At 71.1% G+C, this 19,074-nt stretch carries 18 protein-coding genes; 8 read left to right on the top strand and 10 right to left on the bottom strand.

The features are described from left to right. Nucleotides 1-4 precede the first annotated feature (4 nt). From POL25_RS25835 to POL25_RS25820, 4 genes are all read left to right on the top strand, one after another. Nucleotides 5-2,152 carry a serine/threonine-protein kinase gene (locus POL25_RS25835; RefSeq protein WP_272088855.1) on the top strand — a complete coding sequence of 716 codons (2,148 nt, stop codon included), beginning with the start codon at nt 5-7 and terminating at the stop codon, nt 2,150-2,152. A 679-nt stretch (nt 2,153-2,831) separates the two neighbouring features. Further along, the gene (locus tag POL25_RS25830) at nt 2,832-3,536 is read left to right on the top strand and encodes an enoyl-CoA hydratase/isomerase family protein (protein WP_272088854.1); all 705 of its coding nucleotides are present in this window, start codon (nt 2,832-2,834) and stop codon (nt 3,534-3,536) included. A gap of 38 nt (nt 3,537-3,574) precedes the next feature. Beyond that, on the top strand, nt 3,575-4,201 hold the full coding sequence (locus tag POL25_RS25825) for an aspartyl/asparaginyl beta-hydroxylase domain-containing protein (protein WP_272088853.1): 627 nt from the start codon (nt 3,575-3,577) through the stop codon (nt 4,199-4,201). A 78-nt stretch (nt 4,202-4,279) separates the two neighbouring features. Further along, nucleotides 4,280-6,115, top strand: a complete 1,836-nt coding sequence (locus tag POL25_RS25820; RefSeq protein WP_272088852.1) for an NAD(P)/FAD-dependent oxidoreductase — start codon at nt 4,280-4,282, stop codon at nt 6,113-6,115. Between the two features lie 179 nt (nt 6,116-6,294). Here the strand turns inward: POL25_RS25820 and POL25_RS25815 are convergent, their stop codons facing one another. Then, nucleotides 6,295-6,795, bottom strand: a complete 501-nt coding sequence (locus POL25_RS25815) for a hypothetical protein (RefSeq protein ID WP_272088851.1) — start codon at nt 6,793-6,795, stop codon at nt 6,295-6,297. Between the two features lie 115 nt (nt 6,796-6,910). After that, nucleotides 6,911-7,768 (bottom strand): dienelactone hydrolase family protein, encoded by an 858-nt coding sequence (locus POL25_RS25810; protein ID WP_272088850.1) that lies wholly within the window; start codon nt 7,766-7,768, stop codon nt 6,911-6,913. A gap of 648 nt (nt 7,769-8,416) precedes the next feature. On the opposite strand from POL25_RS25810, the gene POL25_RS25805 reads away from it, so the two are divergent. Next, the gene (locus tag POL25_RS25805; RefSeq protein ID WP_272088849.1) at nt 8,417-9,265 is read left to right on the top strand and encodes a hypothetical protein; all 849 of its coding nucleotides are present in this window, start codon (nt 8,417-8,419) and stop codon (nt 9,263-9,265) included. Between the two features lie 75 nt (nt 9,266-9,340). Here the strand turns inward: POL25_RS25805 and POL25_RS25800 are convergent, their stop codons facing one another. Next, a complete protein-coding gene (locus POL25_RS25800; protein WP_272088848.1) occupies nt 9,341-9,931 on the bottom strand; it encodes a cysteine hydrolase family protein in 591 nt (196 codons plus the stop codon). 228 nt (nt 9,932-10,159) lie between these two features. Here POL25_RS25800 and POL25_RS25795 point away from each other — a divergent pair, with 228 nt between their 5' ends. After that, nucleotides 10,160-10,618 (top strand): GNAT family N-acetyltransferase, encoded by a 459-nt coding sequence (locus tag POL25_RS25795; RefSeq protein ID WP_272088847.1) that lies wholly within the window; start codon nt 10,160-10,162, stop codon nt 10,616-10,618. A gap of 111 nt (nt 10,619-10,729) precedes the next feature. Here the strand turns inward: POL25_RS25795 and POL25_RS25790 are convergent, their stop codons facing one another. The 3 genes from POL25_RS25790 to POL25_RS25780 all read right to left on the bottom strand — a co-directional run bounded on the left by POL25_RS25790 (nt 10,730) and on the right by POL25_RS25780 (nt 13,341). After that, nucleotides 10,730-11,128, bottom strand: a complete 399-nt coding sequence (locus POL25_RS25790; protein WP_272088846.1) for a GFA family protein — start codon at nt 11,126-11,128, stop codon at nt 10,730-10,732. Nucleotides 11,129-11,237: 109 nt separating this feature from the next. Further along, entirely contained in the window at nt 11,238-12,383 is a 1,146-nt protein-coding gene (locus POL25_RS25785; RefSeq protein ID WP_272088845.1) for a hypothetical protein, read from the bottom strand. A 232-nt stretch (nt 12,384-12,615) separates the two neighbouring features. Next, a complete protein-coding gene (locus POL25_RS25780) occupies nt 12,616-13,341 on the bottom strand; it encodes a succinate dehydrogenase/fumarate reductase transmembrane subunit (RefSeq protein ID WP_272088844.1) in 726 nt (241 codons plus the stop codon). Nucleotides 13,342-13,968: 627 nt separating this feature from the next. On the opposite strand from POL25_RS25780, the gene POL25_RS25775 reads away from it, so the two are divergent. Continuing rightward, nucleotides 13,969-14,190: a helix-turn-helix domain-containing protein gene (locus POL25_RS25775; RefSeq protein ID WP_272088843.1), complete on the top strand. Its 222-nt coding sequence runs from the start codon at nt 13,969-13,971 to the stop codon at nt 14,188-14,190. A 427-nt stretch (nt 14,191-14,617) separates the two neighbouring features. Here POL25_RS25775 and POL25_RS25770 read toward each other — a convergent pair whose 3' ends face one another. From POL25_RS25770 to POL25_RS25755, 4 genes are read right to left on the bottom strand one after another with little or no spacing between them, the layout of a single operon-like run. Beyond that, complete coding sequence (locus POL25_RS25770) at nt 14,618-15,157, bottom strand: protoglobin domain-containing protein (protein ID WP_272088842.1); 540 nt, start codon at nt 15,155-15,157, stop codon at nt 14,618-14,620. Continuing rightward, nucleotides 15,154-15,564, bottom strand: coding sequence for a hypothetical protein (locus tag POL25_RS25765; RefSeq protein WP_272088841.1), 411 nt, complete (start codon nt 15,562-15,564; stop codon nt 15,154-15,156). The genes POL25_RS25770 and POL25_RS25765 overlap by 4 nt, the downstream gene beginning before the upstream one ends. Before the next feature lie 4 nt (nt 15,565-15,568). After that, the gene (locus POL25_RS25760) at nt 15,569-15,937 is read right to left on the bottom strand and encodes a roadblock/LC7 domain-containing protein (protein WP_272088840.1); all 369 of its coding nucleotides are present in this window, start codon (nt 15,935-15,937) and stop codon (nt 15,569-15,571) included. Beyond that, a complete protein-coding gene (locus POL25_RS25755) occupies nt 15,934-16,713 on the bottom strand; it encodes a DUF4388 domain-containing protein (RefSeq protein ID WP_272088839.1) in 780 nt (259 codons plus the stop codon). The genes POL25_RS25760 and POL25_RS25755 overlap by 4 nt, the downstream gene beginning before the upstream one ends. A gap of 596 nt (nt 16,714-17,309) precedes the next feature. On the opposite strand from POL25_RS25755, the gene POL25_RS25750 reads away from it, so the two are divergent. Then, the gene (locus tag POL25_RS25750) at nt 17,310-18,029 is read left to right on the top strand and encodes a hypothetical protein (RefSeq protein ID WP_272088838.1); all 720 of its coding nucleotides are present in this window, start codon (nt 17,310-17,312) and stop codon (nt 18,027-18,029) included. Nucleotides 18,030-19,074: the final 1,045 nt, after the last annotated feature.

Raw genomic sequence — 19,074 nt, 5'->3', positions numbered from 1 at the left:
GGCTATGGGTGTCGAGACCGGGCCGAACCATCACGGCGTTGTTGCGGGGGTGGGCGAGCGACCGCTCGAGTTTCAGCGCCTGTTTGCGGAGGTCCGCGGGCGGCTGCTCGGCGAGCCGGCGCCGGCGCTGCGGCTGGGGCGCTATGTGGTGGGCGAGCGCATCGGCGCCGGCGGGATGGGCGTGGTCTACGCCGGCCACGACCCGGAGCTCGGGCGCAAGGTGGCGATCAAGCTGGTGCGGCCCGACCGCGTCGGGGCCGGCAGCGCGGGCCGCGAACGCCTGCTGCGCGAGGCGCAGGCGATGGCGAAGATCTCGAGCCCGCACGCGGTCACCGTCTACGAGGCCGGGACCTGGGGCGAGCAGGTGTTCGTGGTCATGGAGTTCGTGGCCGGGACGACGCTGACGCAGTGGCTCGGCGAGGCGCCCCGCGGGGTGCGCGAGGTGATCGAGGTGTTCCTGCAGGCCGGGCGCGGGCTCGAGGCGGCCCACCGCGCGGGGCTGATCCACCGCGACTTCAAGCCCGACAACGTGCTGGTCGGCGAGGACGGCCGCGCCCGCGTGGCCGACTTCGGGCTGGCCCACGCGGCCGCCGAGGCGGCGTCGCCGCTGTCCCGAGGGACATTGCTCCCAGGACATGTCCTCGGAGGCAGCTCGACGGCGACCGGGGCGCTGATCGGCTCGCTGCCCTACATGTCGCCCGAGCAGCACCGCGGGGCCGCGGCCTCGGCCCGCTCCGATCAGTTCAGCTTCTGCGTGGCGCTGTGGGAGGCGCTGCACGGGCAGCGGCCGTTCGTCGGCGCGACCGCGGAGGAGCTGCGCAGCCGCGTGCTGGCCGGGGCGATCGCGCCGCCGCCGGAGGGGGCGCGGGCGCCGGCGTCGCTGCGGCGGATCTTGCTGCGCGGGCTGCAAGTCGAGCCGACCGGCCGCTGGCCCGACATGGCGACGCTTCTGGCGGCGCTCGAGCGCGCGGGCCGGGGCCGCGGGCGAGCGGCGCTGTGGCTCGGGGCGGCGGCGGTGGTCGCGGGGGTGTTCGCCGCCTGGCCGGAGGAACATGTCCAGGAGGACCTGTGCAAAGGTGCAGGCTCCGAGATCGCGGCGGTGTGGGGCGAGGCCCGCCGCTCGACGGTGCGGCAGGCGTTCCTGGCGACCGGGCGGCCGGAGGCGATGGAGGCGTGGTCGCAGGTGGCGGCCCGCCTCGACGCCTACGCGGGCGAGTGGGCCGAGGCGCGCGAGGAGGCCTGCCGGGCCGCCAACGACGCCGAAAGGACAGGTCCCAAAGAGCAGGCGCACCTGGAGCTGGCCTGCCTCGACCGCAGCCTCGGCGAGCTGCGGGCGCTGGTGGTGGCGTTCACCGACGACGCCGAGGGCGTGCTCGGCAACGCGGTCAAGGCGGCGGTCAAGCTGCGGCCGCTGTCCACCTGCCGCGAGCGGCCGGAGCTGGCGCTGCAGGTGGCGCCGAGCGATCCAGCGGTGGCAGTGCAGGTGCAGGCGCTCGGCGGCCGCCTCGACGAGATCGCGGCGCTGCTCAAGGCCGGCGAGGTCGCGCGCGCGCTGCCCCGGGCCCGCGAGGCGGCGACCCAGGCCGAGCTGCTCGGCCACGAGTTCACGACCGCCGAGGCGCTGGTGCTGCTCGGGTCGCTGCAGTCGCACGCGGGCGAGTTCGCGGCCGCCGAGGCGACGCTGTTCGCCGCGGCGATGGCGGCGGAGCGCGGCAACAATCTTTCAGCGCTGGTGCGCGCGCGGACCGAACTGGTGGTGGCGATCGGCTACGGCCAGGGTCGCGGCGACGAGGCGCTGCGCTGGGGCGCGCTGGCCCTCAATGCGCTCGGCCGGGACTCCGGCGATCCGATCGAGGTCCGCCTGCGCACGGCCATGGGGCTGGTCCAGGCCCGCCGTGGCGATAGCGAGGCGGCGGCGAACGAGCTCGAGCAGGCCCTCGCGCTGGCCGAGGCGACCCTCGGCCCCGATCACCTCGGCGTGGCCACCGTCGTCGGCCATCTTGCAGCTCTGCGCCTGGAAGCAGGGGAGTCGAACGAGGCGCGCTCCTTGCTGGCCCGCGCCCTCGAGATCCGCCGGCGTACCCTCGGGGCGTCACATCCAGACACGGCGCAGACCCAGGTCCGCCTCGACGCGCTCGCGGCGGCGCCGTGACAAGTCCAGGCGCAGGCGCCAAAGAATCGACTTCACGGCGGCATCCGTTGGTGCCGAACCGTGGCGCCAGAACAGCCGGAGATGGACGTGCGCTCAGGCGAGAGCCCAAATACATGCTCGAGCGTCTGCGATCTCTCGCTAGCAATGTGGTTCGGTTCCTCGGTTCGCGCATCCTGGTTCTCAATCAGGAATCTTCGATAGCGCCATTCACTGATGAGAAGGCGGTGAAGCCGATTGACCAAAGCCCGGACGGAGACCCTCAGATTATGAATGCTCCGCGCTTTGCAACGCGGGCGAATCTCGGGGTATCGAAGAGCCGGTGATTCAGCGTCGGTCTCGCCTCTCCGCGCATTCGGCGACTCGTAACACCCTGGGGACCCTCCGTTCCGTGAGCGGCTCGGCCGCCGGCCTGCGCGCCAGCCGGTGTTAGCGAAACCGATCGGCGCGATCACGACTTCGATCGATGCAGTCACGATGCCGAGCGGCGCGATGCCGATCGACGCGATGTCGATCATAGTGATCACGATGGACCAATCCGCGCCAGTGCCTACGCCGCGAGGCGAATCTCACCCCCCGGTGTTCCCGACGAACCCCGGCCTCCTCCGCATCTCTCCAATCGACGGGAACGCGCAGTGCTTGGCGCTTGCTCGCGGCTTCACTGGGAGATAGGTTGCCGCGCATGGTGGGGCGGACGACTGTAGTTGGCGAGACCGATCGCGGCGTGCGGATCATGACAATCAGCCGGCCCGAAAAGCGAAACGCGCTCGACGCCGCGACCTGTGACGGGCTTCTAAAAGAGTTCGAAGGTGCCGCCGCCGCCGGTGATATCAGGGTGTTGTTGTTGCAAAGCGATGGTCCGTCGTTTTGCGCGGGGCTCGATCTCAAGGAGGCCGGCGCGTCGCAGACGACGCCCGCGCACGAGCGGCTCTTCTCCGCCTTTGCGTGGCTCTCGAAGCCCCTGATCACCGCGGTCCAGGGCCACGCCGTCGGCGGCGGCCTCGGGCTCGCCGTCCTGGGAGATGTCATCTTCGCCGCCGACGACGCCCAGTTCGGGCTCCCGGAGGTCACGCGCAGGCTCTGGCCGTATCTCGTGTTCCCGGCGGTGTCGCGGCGAATCGGCGAAGCGCACGCGCTGGAGCTGGCGCTGGACGGCGCCCTGATCGGCGCACAGGAGGCGGAGCGGCGGAGGCTGGTGTCCCGTGTCGTTCCGGCCGGGGCGTTGAGAGCTCTGGCGCTCGCGGCTGCGCACGGGATGGCGCGGCACGACGCCGAGGTGCTCCAGCGAGGCCTTGAGCATGTACGCGCCCGCACACGCGATGAATGGATGGGCGCGGTCGCCCGGGCGGCGAGCGCCCGGGCCGAGCACCTCGGGAATATGTCATGAATCACGAACGCTCCTACGGTTCCATCGTTCACAGTGACATGCCGTATCTGCGGCTGGACATCCCGCCGCCGGGCGAGGCCATGCTCGCCGAGGCCGCGAGCCGCATCCCCCGATTCGTGGATCACCGCGAGGGCGAGGTCCCGGACGGCCGCTGGAAGGCCCTCGCCCTTCACGGGCTGGGGAGCGACAAGACGCTCGGGTTCGAGGCCTATGGGGTCCCGGAGGCCGGCCAGGCGGACGCGTACCAGTGGACGGACGCGGCCGACCTGTGCCCCGCGACGACGGCCTATGTCAAGACCACGTTCCCGGAGGCGCAGTTCGGCCGGGTCCGGCTGATGTTGCTCCGGCCGGGGGGGCGGGTCCCCTTCCATGCCGATTACAGCGAGCGCAAGCTCGCCTCGATCTCGATCGCGCTCAACCATCCGGCGGGCTGTCGGTTCCTCTACCGCGATCGAGGCGTCGTCCATGAGGTCCCGTTCGCCGACGGGCGGGCCTTCGCGGTCAACCTCAGCTATGAGCATTCCGTCGTCAACGACAGCCAGGTCGACCGCTTTCACCTCATCGTGCACGTCCTCCGCGGCAACGCCCAATTCCGCGAGTTGTTCCTGCGGAGCTTCTCCCTGTACGGCGACCCGCGCGAGGGGATGGACGGGCAGCGGCCGTGATCGGCTGAGGCGGCGCTGCGGTGGTTCGAGTCTGTCGCCGGCCGAGGTCGGTGGCACAATTGGAGAAAGGATCTGGGTATGGATAACGGCGAGTTCGATCCCGCGGCCGGGGTCTCGGTGTCCGAGGGCGTCGAGGCGGACGTCGCAATCATCGGCGCGGGCATGCTGGGCCTCTTCAACGCCCTCCAGCTTGCGAAGCGCGGCCTCCGCGTGGTGATCGTCGACAACCTGACCGATCGGAAAGAGAGCTACAAGGTCGGCGAGTCGATGCTGCTGTTCACCAACGCCTTTTTGCGGACGATCGGCGGCGTGGAGCCGTTTCTGCCGCAGTGCTTCCCCAAGCGGGGCGTGTGGATGACGCACGGCACGGAGGGCGCGCAGGGCTTCGAGGGGGCGTCCGAGTGGGGGGCGCAGGCCGATTTCCATCCGCCTCACTATCTCTACGAGAAGCTGTGCGGCGACAAGTGGTCGCGGTGCATGTTCCTCGACATGCAGATGGTCCGCCCCGAGCTGGAGCGCTTCATGTGCGAGCAGGTGCGGAGCCACCCCAAGATCACGCTCTGCGACACCGCGAAGGTCCGCGACGTGCTGCTCGACGAGGGCAGCGGGCTGCACACGGTCCTCTGGTCGTCCAGCCGAGACGGAAAGCCAGCGAGCGCGCGTGTCCGCTGGGTGCTGGATTGCTCGGGCCGAAACCGGTTCCTGGCCAAGAAGATGAAGCACGCGGTCGACATCGACGACGGCTTCCAGACGACGGCCGCGTGGGGCCAGTTCAGCGGGGTGACCGACGCGCTGTTCGGCGAGCGCTGGGTTTTTAATGACGAGGACGGTGAAAAGAGCTCGCGTGACTACTTCACGGTGCACATGTGGGGAGAGGGGTATTGGATCTGGGTCATCCGGCTCGGCGGCGACCGCATCAGCATCGGGGTCACGTGGGACCAGCGCCTGCCGCCGGCAGGCTCCTCGCTGCGCGAGAAATTCTGGGAAGTCATTCACCGTCACCCGGTGTTGGATGGATTGATCTCCGAGGACACCCTGCTCGAGTTTCGCAGCTACCGCGACGTGCAACACCTGACCGACACGTTCGTGAGCGAGCAGCGCTACGGCATGGTCGGCGACGCCGCGTCCATCATCGACGCCTACTACAGCCAGGGGATCTCGCTGGCGATGGTGACCTCGTGGCACATCGCCAACATCATCGAGCGCGACGTGCACGAGCATCGCCTCGATCGGGCCTATATCGATCGAGTGAACGACGCCACGGCGCAAGACTGGCAGATCATGCGAAACATGGTGCGCGAGAAGTACTCGCCGGCCATCGCGGACAGCCGCTTCTTCGCGCTGTCCCACCTCCTCGATTTTGTGGTCCTGTTCGCGTCGGGGCCAGTGCGCGCCGACCTGGTGCGCTGGCTCATCGACACCGAGGGCGACACGTCGAGGGAGACGCCGGAGCTGCGGGCGATCCGGGACCGGCTCGAGCGGTGCCTTTATTTCTCGCAGACCACGGCCTGGCGCTGGCTGTCCCCTGAGCGCGTGCAGGCGATCCAGCGGGCCCTGCAATCCGCCATCGCGGAGCGGGCGCGGTTCCGGCTCGATCATGGGATCGGCGGGCCCACGCTCAAGACCATCGTCGGCTTCACGAAGCCCTTGCCGCCCCTGTGGCGACTGCCGCTGCTGAAGATGGGCAAGGTCGTCACGCTGTCGGCGCTCGACGTGGTGAAGTCCGGCGGGGCATCGTGGGTCCAGCGCCTGCCGATCTCCTTCGAGGGGCGGCTGCGCTGGGTGATCCGCCTGCGGCACCAGGCGGCCGTGGGGCTGTTCGCCGCCCTTTACGCCTACGATTGGGCAGAGACGGCCCTCCACAAGCTCCGCGCGCCACGGCCCATGGTCCGCGCCGATGCGGTGGCCGAATAGCGCCCGGCGTCGCGGCCACCGCCGCGCTGCGGCTCGAGGAGAGCGGGCAGGTTCCGCTGCCGGAGTTCACGTGCGAGCCCGACTCGAGGCGCTCGCGGCGGCGCCGTGCCTGCGTGGCGAATGTTGGTACTCCGGCGAATGTCGGAACGGGGGCGAGCCTGGCGGCGCGGCGATGAAGATCAACGCGGCAGCACGATCGCCAGGATGATCAGCCGGTACGCCACCCACGTCATGCAGAGGATCAGCGGCAGCGCGGCCTGCCGCACCAGTCGCACGTGGACGACGAATATCACCGCGACGACCGCGAAGAAGTAGGCCGTGGCCGCGAGCGGCCGGACCGGTGAGGATTCATTCCAAACCAGCAGCGGCCACAGCAGCGCGGCCCCGAGGCTCGAGACGAACAGCAGGATCACCGCGTAGTCGAGCCGCTCGGCCCAGGAGCGGCGCCACAGCACTGCCCACTGGAAGACGACCTGACCTGTCACCATCCCGAGCTCGAACCATCGATCGTAGCGGACGGCGAGGTGGTCCTGGATGATGCGCGCGAACCCGGCGAGGGTCGTCGCGGTGATCAGCGCGGCGAACGGGAGCAGCAGGCCGGTCTTCCAGCCGAACCGGATGACGCCGCGACGCGCCGTGTCGGGCGGCTCCGTCTCGCCCGCGTGCTGCTCGCCGGTCACGCGGAGAGGGTATCGCTTCGCTCGATGCTCGAGCCATGAGCTTGCCGCGGCGGGCGTGCGGAGCGTCATGGGAGCGCGGGTGCCCACAATCGCAAGCGTCCGGCCCGGCTGCGCCTCAGCGCGAGCTGGGGCTGGCGAACGCCCGATTCAGCTGTAGCTTGACCGTGCGGATCGCCTCCTTGCGCGCCTCCGGTTCGGTCCCCGAGTGGGCGACGCCGGTGCCCGAGGCCGTGTACGCCAGGCCGCGGTGCAGGCGGACCGGCTGGTGGGGCGCGTCGAAGCCGTGCACCGCGCCCGGATACTCCACGAGGTCGATCTTCCCCGGAAATCGCTGCGACAGCAGCCGGCACGGCTGGGCGGGCGTCCAGTCGTCGGCGGCGCCGATCAAGATCGTGAGCGGCAGCCGCGGCCGCCAGTCCGGATCGTCGAGGAAGCGCTGGCACCCGGGATAAAACGCGACCGTGGTGCGGACCTCGGCGCCCCGCGTGGGCCGCTCGCCGGCGAACTGCAGCACGGTGGTGGCGCCTTGCGACCAGCCGAGCAGCGCCAGGCGATCTTCGTCGATGAACGATTGCTGGCCGAGCCAGGCGAGCGCGCCCTGAATGTCGCGGGTGCGCCGCCCGAGGGTGACTTGCCGTGACCGTTGCTTGCACACGTTGCCGACGCCGCGCGAGCCGAAGCTGTCGGGGAAGAACACGACGTAGCCCTGCCGCACCAGCCGCTCGGCCCAGTCGTCGTGGCGCTCCGACAGTTGCTGCGGGGTGCGGGCGCCGAACAGCCCGCCGCAGCCGTGCAGCGCGATCACGGCGGGGAACGGGCCCGGGCCGGCCGGGCGGTACAGGTAGCCGGTGAGCGGCGTGGCCTGTCGGTCGGCCGAGGCGAACTCGACGGCCTCGGGCTGCTCCGCGGCGGCGACCGCCGCGGCCGACGCCACGGTGAAACCGGTCGCCACGGAGAGCGAGCGGAGGGACATGAGTGCTGCGATTCGTCGGAGCATCGGTCGCAACCTCAATCCTAGCACCGTGCGGCGGCGGGGCCGGGGGGCGCGAAAGCGCGTTCGGATCGCATGGGCGGAACGGCCGCACGGGCGCCCGTGCGGCCGCTCGTCGGTGCGGTGGGCTCGCCGATCGGCTCCAGGCGCGAGCCGGCCGGCGCGAGCGCGCGGGCAGCGGCGCCGAGCGATCACGAGAGGCGCCTGCTGCGGGGCGGGGACGGCAGGCGTCTCGGGCGGACGGCTGCCCGCACGTCATGGGTCGAAGAATCTTCGCCGCTGCCAATATTCATTGCGCAGGTGTCACATTCGACATGCTCGGTGCTGCCGGGCTCGGCCGGACTTCCTCACCGGCGCCGCGTTTTGCCCGCGAAAGCTCGGCAATCGACTGCGCAGCGCAGCGCTCGATGCGGACGCCTCGGCATGACATGCGTGCCGCGGTATGGCCTCGCCGTCGCGGTGCGCATGTCCTCGTGCGGGCATGGAGACGGCCATCACCGCGGTCGCCAGGGCTGACAAAACGCGGGCGCGGCGTTCATCGCGTCGATGGGTTTGCACCTCCCGGTGCGCGGGTGCTATGGTCATTGAAGTTCGGACCCGACGACTTACCGATTGACCTGAGCTTACGCCATGACCAAATCCACCCTGACCCCCTTCGCCCTGTCGCTCGCGGTGCTCTTCGCCTGCAACCCCGACAAGAACCCGATCGACAGCACCACCGACGCGCCCGACACCGGGAGCTCCGGCACCGACTCGAGCGCCAGCGAGCCGACCGCGAGCGAGCCGACCGGCCCCGACCCGAGCAGCTCGACCACTGAGGGCGACATCACCACCACGGCCGAGCCGGGCGAGACCGAGACCACCGGCACCAACGGCGAGGCGCCGGCCTGCATCGACACGCCGACGGTGATCGCTGCCGACGCCGAGACGCCCCTCGGCGTCACGGCCGAGGCGTTCCTGGCCGACAAGCTCGGGCCGCGCGAGACCCTCCTGACCTTCGCCGAGGAGCCGCTGTCGCTGTCCGACGCGTGGCGCGGCGTGTCGCTGCCGCTGACGGTCGAGGTGCGCTACGACGCCGGCGAGGTGCGCTGGATCGACTCGGAGCTCAACCCCGACTACGAGGGCGAGGGCTTCCCCAGCGACTGCGCCGACCGCCTCGAGATCGACGTCGGCTTCGATTTCGTCACCGAGGGGCTCGAGTTCGACGAGCACCGCGACGGGGTGCTGCAGCTGTTCGACCCGGCGTCGGCCCAGCTCCGCGTCGAGCTGCTGCCGCCCGGCGTGAACGGGTCGTTCGACCCGGCCACGCTCTACAAGGCCGACGACCCGCAGTGGATCGTGACGGGCATCGAGATCGGGGCGACCCTGCAGGGGCCGGGGCTCGGCGGCTCGCTGCTCAACGAGGTCAAGGTCGGCGAGGAGGACGGCTTCGTCGGCTTCGGCAATGTCGCCAGCTGGGGCGACCCCATCAACCCCTGAGCCCGCAAAGAGGGTCACGCCGCCGGCGTCGAAGGGCGGCGGCGTGACCGGCGACAGCGCGAGCGATGGCGCGACTCACGAGTCGCGCCGGAGCTCGATCTCGGGCGCAGGCGAGGTGTCGACGCGCATCGATTCGCGCAGCAGGTCGAGGGCGCGGCGATTGTTGGCCTCGTCGACCGAGGCGACGCAATCGGCGGGGATCCGCAATTCGAAGCCGCGCATGTAAGCGTCCATCGCGGTGAAAAGGACGCAGAGGTCGCCGGTGATGCCGGTGACGATCAGGCTGCGCACCCGCAAGTGCGCCAGCAAGACCTCCAGCGAGGTGCCGAGGAAGCCCGAGTGGCGCGGCTTCAGCACGAAATAGTCGCGCTCGCCCGGGGCCAGGCGCTCGGCGATCGCGGCGCCCGCGGTGTGCTGGCAGACGTGCTGGATCACGTGGCGGAAATCGGAGCGCCAGCGGCCGAAGTTGTCGTTGACGTAGATGACGGGGACCTCGGCGGCCCGCGCACGCGCAGCCAGCCCGGCGATCCGCTCCGCGACGGGCCCGGCCTGGTGGCGCAGGCGCTCGCCGTCGGGGAAGTCGAAGCCGTTGATCATGTCGATGATCAGCAGCGCGTAATGACAGCCGCGCTCGTCGTCGTCGGAGAGGTTGGGCGCGTCGGACATGTCCTTCGTCGTCCTGCATGGCCCATTTCGCGGGCCCGGCAAACGCGGAGGCGGCGCAATGCGCGGGAGGGCGAGCAGAGCCGGCGTCGCGGAAGGGCGCGCCCGGCGAACACGGTCTGCGGCAATTGCGCGGAAGTGAGCGCGGGCGCTCGCACGGCCGGAGTCTTGCCAATCGCAGGCGATGTCCTGTCTTATCGCCCAGCACAGGATCACCCCGAGGCGCCGCCGATGAAGATCCGCCCCTATTCTCCCGCCGATCGCGAAGCGTGTCTCGAGCTGCTGCGAGGCAACACCCCCGAACATTTCTCGCCGCCCGAGGAGGCCGAGCTGGGCCGCTTCCTCGACGCGCTCCCGGGGCCCTATTTCGTGGTCGAGGACGGCGGGCAGATCGTCGGATCGGGCGGGATCGCGGCCGAGCGAGACGGAGTCACGGCGACGCTCTGCTGGGGCATGATCGACGCGCGAAGGCAGCGGTCCGGGATCGGCTCGATGCTGCTGGATCACCGCCTGGGGACGTTCCTGCGCGAGCATCCGCAGATCCGGCGGATCGAGACGCACACGTCGCAGAAAGTTCAGGGCTTCTACGCGAAGCACGGGTTCGTCGTGGTCGAGGTCCGACCCGGAGGCTTCGGGCCCGGCCTCGATCACGTCCGCATGGCATGTGACGCCGGGACTTTCGCTAGATAGCGGACGCCTCGCCTGGAACCGTATCGGCGCTGTTCCCGGTCGCCATCCTCGCGGTACGGTAGGGACTCGGCGAGCTCGATGGATCGACCGGCGCTTCGCAGCGGCGGGGCCCTAATGGATGTGTTCGACGTCCAGTGTCGGCATGACGGTCCAGGGGTGCTGTCGCTCCTCGTAGACGGAGACCGTCGGGGGTGGAAGGCTGGGATCGGCGAATGCGCCGTAGGCCACCGCGATGAGCTCCGGCGCCGCGTCGAACTCCCACCACACCGTCGAGCCGCAGGTCGGGCAAAAATGGAAGGTGCTCCGCCCGCCGCTATCGCCGGTGCGGACGAAGGTCGATGTCTCGCCCCCCAGCGTGACGTGCTCGCGCTTGAACCGCGCCTGCACGCCGAAGACGCTGCCGGTGCGCTGTTGGCAGGCCAGACAGTGACACATGGAGATCCGCACAGGATCCCCCTCGCACGTGACCCGAATTTGGCCGCAGGAGCAGGAGGCGTGGCGCGTCGTCATGGCCCCGGAGGTTAGGCCGGAACGCGGCCGCGCGCGAGCTGTTTCGGCGGATGCCGGAGTGGGACGTGACGACAGTGCCGATGCATCGGCCGGCCGCTCCGCGAGCCCGTCACGGGTAGGGGATGACGGCGTGCGCCTGCGCCTTTTGTACGCGCCCTGGCGGCTCGACGATCAGCAGGCCCGCTTCGCCGCAGCCCTCGAGGATCAGGAGGTCGCGGCCGGGCATCCAGCGGGCCTGGGCTTCGGCGGGGATGAGGCAGGTGGTCTCCGGGGGGCGCTGCGGGGCGTCGGGCGTGCCGGGCGTGAACTTCACGAGGGCCGTCGGGGTCACCGCGTAGGCGGTCCTGGAGCGGGTGTCGAACAAGAACGCGGCGCTGTACATGTAATCGCCGGAGGCCCCGAAGTCCTCGTCGGAGTAATAGGACCAGTGGCCCGAGGGCGAGGCCAGGCCCGAGCGATCGGAGCCTGCGATCTCCGTGGGGGACGGGAGGTCGCTTCGCGCCGGGCGACAGGCAGGCTCTCGCTCGCGACCGGCGCCCTTCTGGCAATCCTCGGTGACGAAAACGGTCCGTTGCTCGACCTTGCGGGTGCGTAGATCGGCGCGGAGGTTGAGGCCGATGGAGGCCATGTTCTCGTTGCGATCGCCGATGTCGAGGCAAAGCACGCCGGCCGCGAGGTCGAGGTCGAGGCGGTCGGTGGATTGGATGAAATCCACGGGGTCGGCGGGAGATGACGGCTGGCCGGGTTCGGCGCCGGTGAAGCACCGATGCTTCAGGCGCGGCAAGCTTACGAGCACCTCCTCACGGCCGGTGCGGAGGTCGAGGTGCACGAGGTCTGGCGCGTCGGCGGGGAAATAGTAGAGCTCGCGCGCCTCACCGTCGCGCCGCGCCTGCAGCCATCGCACGCGCTTGTCGAGGATGCGCACGATGGGCTCGAGCGTGGGCGTCAAGGCGTGCAGGCCGTCCTCGCGGGAGGCCAGCAGCACGCCGCCGCAGACCGAACGGAAGAGCTCGAGGCGGTCCACCAGCGTCGCGTCCGCGGGCACCTCCGGGGCGCACGTGACGGCCTGCGCGGCAGCATCGAGCGCGGGCTTCGCCGGCGGCTCGGCGGGTGGGGTCGCGCTCGGCGGTGCCGCGGTCGCGGCGGGCGGAGCAGGGGCGGCCGGGGCTTCGCGCTCGACCTCCGGCGCCGGGGCTGGGCTGCAGCCGAGCTGCGCGCCGCACAAGAACGCTGCCAGCTTCACAGGCGTGCTCACGGCCGCGATGCTCGTCCTGGGCATCGCGCGAGCGTACCGCATCGCGTGGCGAGGCGGGCCGATGAACGCGAAGGTGGCCACGATGATGAGGACGCGGGCCTCGTCGGGGTGATGAGGCCTCAGATCGAGTTCATCGTCGCGGCCATGGCGGCGAGGGCAGTCATGGCGAGATCGCGTTCGAGCGATGCGCGGGCGCGGTCGACTTGACGGTCGGCGACGAGAGGGACACGCATCAGGGGTGCGAATCGTGGGGGCTGTCGGCGACGCCGAGGTCGCTCAGCAATTGTGCATAGGGGCTGGTGACGGCCTGCTCGCGGAAGTCGTGCCATGCGCCGGCGAATCCGGCGATGCCGAGCGCCAGGGCGACCGCGCCGGCCAGCCAGGCGAGGGCGACGGCCCGGCCGGAGCGCAGCGCGGGCGGGCCGGCGAGGCCGATTCGTGGCAGCCCGAGGGCCAGGCCGTTCAGCGCGTGATAGAGGCCGGCGAGCGAGAACAACAAATAATAGGGGATGAAATAGGCGGGGAGCCATACCATGGTGTAGGCGACGCCGGAGAACTCGGGGTAGACGCCGTAGACCAGCGAGGGGCCGCGGGTGGCGATGATGTGACCGAGGGTGAAGCTCAGCAGGACGATCGCGGTGCGTCGCTGCCATCGCATGCGCGGCGCGGCGGCTGCAGGGCCGCCGCGACGGCGGCGACGCACCATGCGCCACACGCTGGCGACGACGTGGACCGCGAGCGGGACGAGCACGCAGGCGATCTCGATCGCCGGCGCGTGGTAGGCGGCGCGCAGCCGGATCTGCATCGCGTCGTACACGGCCGGGCCGGCGGCGGCGAACATCTGATTGACGAGGTGGGCCACGAGGAAGACGGCGAACAGGGCCCCGCTGGCAGCCTGGACGCGGATCAGCGCGCGCTCGCGCGCAGCGTCACGGGAGGGGTCGGTGGCGGTGGGCATGCGGCCGAGACGAGGCAGCCCCGGCGCGCGTGACACGGAAGATCCGGGCCGACACGCTCCCGATCCCGACGCTCCCGCCGCCGGCCTGGCCGCCGAGGGCGTCACGCCGGCCCGCGCCGCGGCAGCGGTGGACGCCAGGGCACGGGTGGGCAATCGCGGGCCGCCTGCGAACGCCGAGACGCGGCCGCGGGTCGCTGCGGCGGCGAGCGATGGGGACCCACGCGTGGGGTCGGGTGGCACATTCGTCGCGGCTCTCGCCGAGCCGCCGCGAACGCAGCAGCGCGCCGCTCGTGGATCTTGGCGAGGCCGACATCACCGCAGAATGGCGTCGCTCAGAATCGCGCGTGTCGTCATAGTTCGTGGGTGCAGGACTCGACCGATCTCGCGGCCCACCGGCGACGGCGATCGGACCCGCGAGCGCGGCGATGAATCTTCGCGAAGTCGGCCTGAGAGGCCGTGGAGGGCCCCCTGGGCGGCCGCTCGCGGACGGGGCCTCGCGGGCGAGGAGGCGGCGCGAGGGGCCGTGGATGCGGGGCAGGAGGGATCGTGAGTTGCCGCCGCGCCTCCGCTTGATCCGCGCGAGAACACTCCGTTGCGATATACACATCGTCACACGGAGTACGGACCTTGCCACAGCTGATTTTGGAAGACTTCAATCTCGAGAACGCCGAACGCCGCCTCTGCAACGAGGCGCTCACCACCGCCGGTAACATCGTCGGCGCGGCGTCTCTGCTCGGCATCACCCGCCACGCGCTCAAGCGGCGGATCGTCAAGCTCGGCCTCGAGTGGCCGCGTCGCGGCGGACAGGCCGCTGCGGTGTCGGCGTCGGCTTCGGCGCACACGAGCTGAGCGACCGCCGCGCCCAGGGCCAGCCCCCTGCCAGCGCGGACCGGCCCCGCGGCGCCTCGACGGGCGCCGCACGACGGCTGCACCGGCCTCGCCGGCTGCGCCGAACCTCGCCCCTCGAGCAGCTCCGGTGTCGACCCAGAGTCCTGCTCCGAAGTACATGTCCTGAAGTGCAGCCATGCCGTGGGCGCCAGGGCGCTCCGCAAGCCGGGTGAGACCCGGCGCGGAGCGGCTGGCGCCCGCGGCGTTCGTGAGGTCGTGCGTCGCGAGCGTCCTCGTCGCGGAGGGCAGCGGACCCGTCGCGCGGCTCACGCGGCAGCGATCGAGGATGTCTGTTACGACATGTCCGAAAAGACATGCGTGCTGCGCACGCCGAGCGGCGTGCGAGCCGCGTGAGGCTCCCGCGGGCGCTGCTCGGGTCGCCGGGCGATCAGCGGCCCTGGGCGATGCAGCGCTCGATCAGCTTGCGGCTCATGCCGGTGAAGCGGCACAGGCGGTCGACGCGGTCGTCGGCGTAGGCGAGGTTGATGATCATCAGGTCGAGGTCGAGGATCTTCAGCAGGCTGCGCGCCGAGGCGGCGCGGCGCTCGGGGTCGGCGACGTGGGCTTCGATCAGCGCGAGGCCTTCGCTGCGCAGGAAGCTGGTGACGGCCTCGACCCACCACGGGCGCACGCCGACGCGCACGTGGGCGAGGCCGATCCGCCAGCGATCGTCGAAGTAGCGCTCGCCGTAGTCGCCGGCGAACAGCTCGGAGAGCCAGCGCATGTGGGTCTGCCGCAGCGACTCGACGCGGCCGGCGATGAGCGCGGATTGCTCGGGGTCGGCGGCCAGCTTGGCGTAGAAGCGGTCGGTGAGGGTAGAGCCGTGCTCGGCGAACAGGGGGGCCAGTTCGCGCAGGCGGGCGGCGTCGTCGGCGTCGAAGCCGATGAATTGTTGGATCGCGGCGTAGATGGCGGACGCGTCGGTCATGGGGGCTCTTGCGGGGCGGCGGCGCGGGTGAGCCAGGGGCTCAGCAATGCCAGCAGCTTGCGGGTGATGTGATTGGTGTGGCGCCGCCAGGTGCGGCCGCCGGGGACGAAGACGACCAGGAACAGCCGCGGCACGCAGTCGCGCGCGAGCGGGCGAATGACGACACGACCGGCGTCGGGCGCGGCGAGGGTGAGCTCGTCGACGTCGACGAGGCCGAGGTCGCGGACGGCGCGCTGGACGATGTCGTCGAACAGGCTGGTGAGCCCGGCGGCGACGTCGCTGCGCGCGTGCTCGCCGGCGGCGGCGACGAGCAGGCCCTGGGCGGTGCACACGAGCGACAGCGGGTAGCCGCCGCCGCGGTTCATGCCGCCCAGGAGCGCGGTGAGCTGGGCCTCGACGCCGAGCATGGGTCTATCCGAGGAGGCGGCCGATCTCCTTCGCCGCGCGCGAGATGTCGAGGAACACGAGGCCGAGCTTGGCGGCCTCGGTGGCGAGCACGGTGAGCACCGCGTCGGCGCCGGTGCGGGCCAGGATCACGAAGCCCTGGGTGCCGCGGACCATGACCAGCGAGAAGTCGCCGCGCGCCAGCTCGCGGACGATCCGCTCGCTCATGCCGAGGAGGGCGGCGCTCATGGCCGCGACCCGGTCGTCCTCGACGTCGGCGGGCAGGGCCGAGGCGATCAGGAGGCCGTCGTTGTCGACCACGGCAGCGGCCTCGATGTCGGGGGTGGTGGTGGAGAGGTTGCGCAGCAGCTTGCTTATCTGTTCGGAGCGAGTCATCGGATGTCCTCTGTTTCGGGCCCGGGCGCGGCGCGGCGCCGGGCGAGGGCCCGTAAGTTCTGTTGGGCGATGCGGTCGTCGGGCCGACGGGCCAGGGCCCGGCGCAGCAGCGCCTCGGCGCCGTCGTAATCACCGCGGCGCGCGAGATCGCGGCCGCGGTCGAGCAAATCGTCGGGGTCTTCGGGGTCGCCGGCGTCGCTGCCGTCGATCACGGTGAGCGGGGGCGGGCGCCGCTGGGCCTCGGGCACGCGCTCGATGGCGCCGAGGCGCAGGGCGTCGAGGGCGGCGTCGATCACCAGAGTGGCGATGCCGGGGTTGGGATCGACGAGCTCGGCGAGGGTGCGGCGACCGTCGAGTTCGAGCACGATCGGGTCGAAGGGGCCGCCGGTGGGCTTCCACGGGCGCTCGCCGACGCGCCGCAGGACGGCGTCGGCGAGCCGCTTCCACTCGTCGCGCAGGCGGTAGGCGTCCATCAGGGCGAAGGTGACGTTGTCGCCGCAGCGATCGCCGGCCGGCTCGCCGCGGGCGAGCACGAAGCGGCCCCGGTCGTGGAAGGCGAGCTCGCGCAGGGCCTCGACGCCGCTCAGGCGGCCGCAGGCGACGAGGCCGACATGACCTTTGAGCAAGGTAATCTCGCCGCGGCCCTCGATGCGCAGCCAGCCGCTGATCGCCTCGACCTGGGCCAGTTGCAACAATGAGACGAGGCTCACGTCACGCAGGTCGCCGCGCAGCAGTTCGGTGGTTCGGGGGCGCAATGCGCGTATGGGCTCCGTCACGGCCATTCTCCGGTCGATCGCCAATCGATGGACCGGACTCTATCATCGGCGATTCGCGCGACCAGGGGTCGGTGCCAGCAAGACTTGCGCGGTGCGTGACCGGACCGACGTGCGCGAGCGGCGTGCGAACCGGACCTCGAATGCTGCTGACGTAGGGTCATCGCGCGGGCCGCGGGGCGCGGAGTGGAGCGGTGTCGGCAATGAACAGGGTGCCGTGCAGATGGGTGCATTCTTCAATCGCACTACCGGCCGTTCGAAGAATGCCGCGATGGAGGATTTTGGATAGGACCGATCGCAGGGCGAGTCATGAGGGATGGAGGATCGCAGCCACGAGCGGCGAATCATGGGCGTTCAATCGCAGTACGGGCCGTGCGATGGGGCTGCGATGGAGGATTGTGAGCAGGGCCGCTCGCCGGCCGAATCATCAGGGATGGAGGATCGAGCCCAGGAGCGGTGAAGCGAGGGCCGATCGCAGGCCCGGCGATCCCTGCGAGAACAGGGGGTCTTCCCGGGTCAGGCCCGGCGCGGGCGATCGAGCGCGTCGGAAGCAGCGACCGACGCGGGAATAGGCGCCGGTCCTTCGGGTTCAAGGCCGCATGCTCTCACGCGGACTCGTGGTCGCGTCGCTGCTGGCGGCGGGCTGTAGCACTCACCTCGCGTCGCTGCACGAGGCGCCCGTGCGCTTGCCCGCGCTGCCCGAGGCCGTGGGGCCGCCGGTGTCGCTGCTGGTGTGCCGCTTCGACGACCTCCGCGGCGATGTGCTGACGACGACCTCGCCGGTCGGCCTGATCCCCGGGCCCAATCTCTTCTATATGGGGCACACGTTCCATCAGGTCGACCGCGGCGGCTTCGTGGGCAGCAAGAACGGGCGGCCGCTGGTGCGCGCGGGTGACCTGCGCACGGCGCTGCCGGACCTGCTGGCGGCGACGATCCGCGAGGCGCGGCCCGACTGGGCCATTGAAGTCACGGCCTCGCCCGAACGCTGTCGCGCCGGCGGCGAGGCGACGTTCGTGATCGACGGGGCGATCCGCCGCACCGAGATGCGCGTGCACAGCAACGCGGTGCCGCTGGGGCTGCTGGCGGTGATCGGGGTGCCGTTCAGCTTCCTCTCGTTCGCCGGGGAGCTGGACGTGGAGATCCGTCGCGCCGACACCGGGGCGGTCGCGTGGCGCCACGGCTTCCGCATCGACGAGCGCCGGGCGGTCGGGCTCTACTACGGGCAAAAGGCGGCGTACACGATGTTCTCGGCGCTGCTGCAGGAGACGGTGGCGCAGAGCGTGACGTCGGCGATTCACATCGCCGAGCGCCGGGCGTGATCCCGGCCGGTGCGCGCGAGCGGCAGGCAATGTGAGCAGCGCAAGGATGGGGGCCGGATGCACCGGTGATTGCGAAGAGGTGTGACGCGGGCCTCCTGTCACCCGGGGTTCGCCGAGCGGTGCTCGGGGCAAACGGTGGGGTTCGCGGAGCCGGCGCTGGTGAGGTCTGGTCGCAGCGATGCGCGGGCGAGCGGCGTGCCGGCACTTGCGTGCCTCGCCGGAGACGCAGCCGCTGCGCGCCGTCGAGGCAGGCGTTGCCGACCCTCAGGGTGATGCGCGACGAGCAGGCGCCGACGAGGCGGCCGGGCGGATGACCCCGCCGTGATTCGCGCGAAGCATGCCGCCGGCCGCCCTGGGCGGCGATCGGGATGTCCTTTGAGACATGCGGCCAATCGGCCGCGGGGCGGCGCACGCGAGCGGGATGGCGGGTGAATCGACAGGTGCTGTCTGCAGGCCGCAACTCGTGGTGGTGCGAACGAGCGATCGCCGGTGCTGCGCCGGTTGCGATTCGCGGGCGCGGCGGGTACCGTCGGAAGATGCCGACTGTTTTCGGGCGGGTCTCCGAGGGCTCGACCCTGGGCGATGTTCGACGCGAGCGGGCGATCGCGTCGAATCGTCGAAGGGACGCGGGCGAGCCGCGATTCGGTCCTGCTGACAATCGCGCTCGCGGTGTCGTATCAATGGCTCGGGGCGGCGCGCGGGCGAAGGCTCGGGGGCGTGCGCGTGATTCGGGGCGCCTTCCGCGGCAGGGTCGAGCCACGCCGTGTTCGCACCCGCGGCTCGACGGTCCGGGCGCTGCAGCGTCCGCTCGCGGCGGCGCGCGGGGGCATGCTTTCGGCGCGAGGTGCCAGCCTGCGGCGAGGCGGGTCGGCGAGCGCCCGTCGGCGGTGCGGCTCGCGGGAGGCTGCGAGATCGCGGGCGCGAGCGGAGCTCGGCGGCGGGCCCTGGCGGAGATTCGCGGGGCGCTGGCGATCGGGTCACGCGCAGGGGCGCGGGCCCGTCGCGCGCGCGTCGCCAGCCGCGACGAACACGCGGCCGCGATCGA

The organism is Nannocystis bainbridge, assembly GCF_028368995.1.
Taxonomy (GTDB): Bacteria; Myxococcota_A; Polyangia; order Nannocystales; family Nannocystaceae; genus Nannocystis; species Nannocystis bainbridge.
The sequence above is the reverse complement of the archived record's forward strand: the minus strand, read 5'-3'. Positions and strand labels throughout refer to the sequence as shown.

Excerpts from the sequence above, each read along its gene's own strand:
- POL25_RS25835 (WP_272088855.1), top strand. The coding sequence starts at position 5 with ATGGGTGTCGAGACCGGGCCGAACCATCACGGCGTTGTTGCGGGGGTG.
- POL25_RS25830 (WP_272088854.1), top strand. The coding sequence starts at position 2,832 with ATGGTGGGGCGGACGACTGTAGTTGGCGAGACCGATCGCGGCGTGCGG.
- POL25_RS25825 (WP_272088853.1), top strand. The coding sequence starts at position 3,575 with ATGCCGTATCTGCGGCTGGACATCCCGCCGCCGGGCGAGGCCATGCTC.
- POL25_RS25820 (WP_272088852.1), top strand. The coding sequence starts at position 4,280 with ATGGATAACGGCGAGTTCGATCCCGCGGCCGGGGTCTCGGTGTCCGAG.
- POL25_RS25810 (WP_272088850.1), bottom strand. The coding sequence starts at position 7,768 with ATGTCCCTCCGCTCGCTCTCCGTGGCGACCGGTTTCACCGTGGCGTCG.
- POL25_RS25805 (WP_272088849.1), top strand. The coding sequence starts at position 8,417 with ATGACCAAATCCACCCTGACCCCCTTCGCCCTGTCGCTCGCGGTGCTC.
- POL25_RS25800 (WP_272088848.1), bottom strand. The coding sequence starts at position 9,931 with ATGTCCGACGCGCCCAACCTCTCCGACGACGACGAGCGCGGCTGTCAT.
- POL25_RS25795 (WP_272088847.1), top strand. The coding sequence starts at position 10,160 with ATGAAGATCCGCCCCTATTCTCCCGCCGATCGCGAAGCGTGTCTCGAG.
- POL25_RS25790 (WP_272088846.1), bottom strand. The coding sequence starts at position 11,128 with ATGACGACGCGCCACGCCTCCTGCTCCTGCGGCCAAATTCGGGTCACG.
- POL25_RS25780 (WP_272088844.1), bottom strand. The coding sequence starts at position 13,341 with ATGCCCACCGCCACCGACCCCTCCCGTGACGCTGCGCGCGAGCGCGCG.
- POL25_RS25770 (WP_272088842.1), bottom strand. The coding sequence starts at position 15,157 with ATGACCGACGCGTCCGCCATCTACGCCGCGATCCAACAATTCATCGGC.
- POL25_RS25765 (WP_272088841.1), bottom strand. The coding sequence starts at position 15,564 with ATGCTCGGCGTCGAGGCCCAGCTCACCGCGCTCCTGGGCGGCATGAAC.
- POL25_RS25760 (WP_272088840.1), bottom strand. The coding sequence starts at position 15,937 with ATGACTCGCTCCGAACAGATAAGCAAGCTGCTGCGCAACCTCTCCACC.
- POL25_RS25750 (WP_272088838.1), top strand. The coding sequence starts at position 17,310 with ATGCTCTCACGCGGACTCGTGGTCGCGTCGCTGCTGGCGGCGGGCTGT.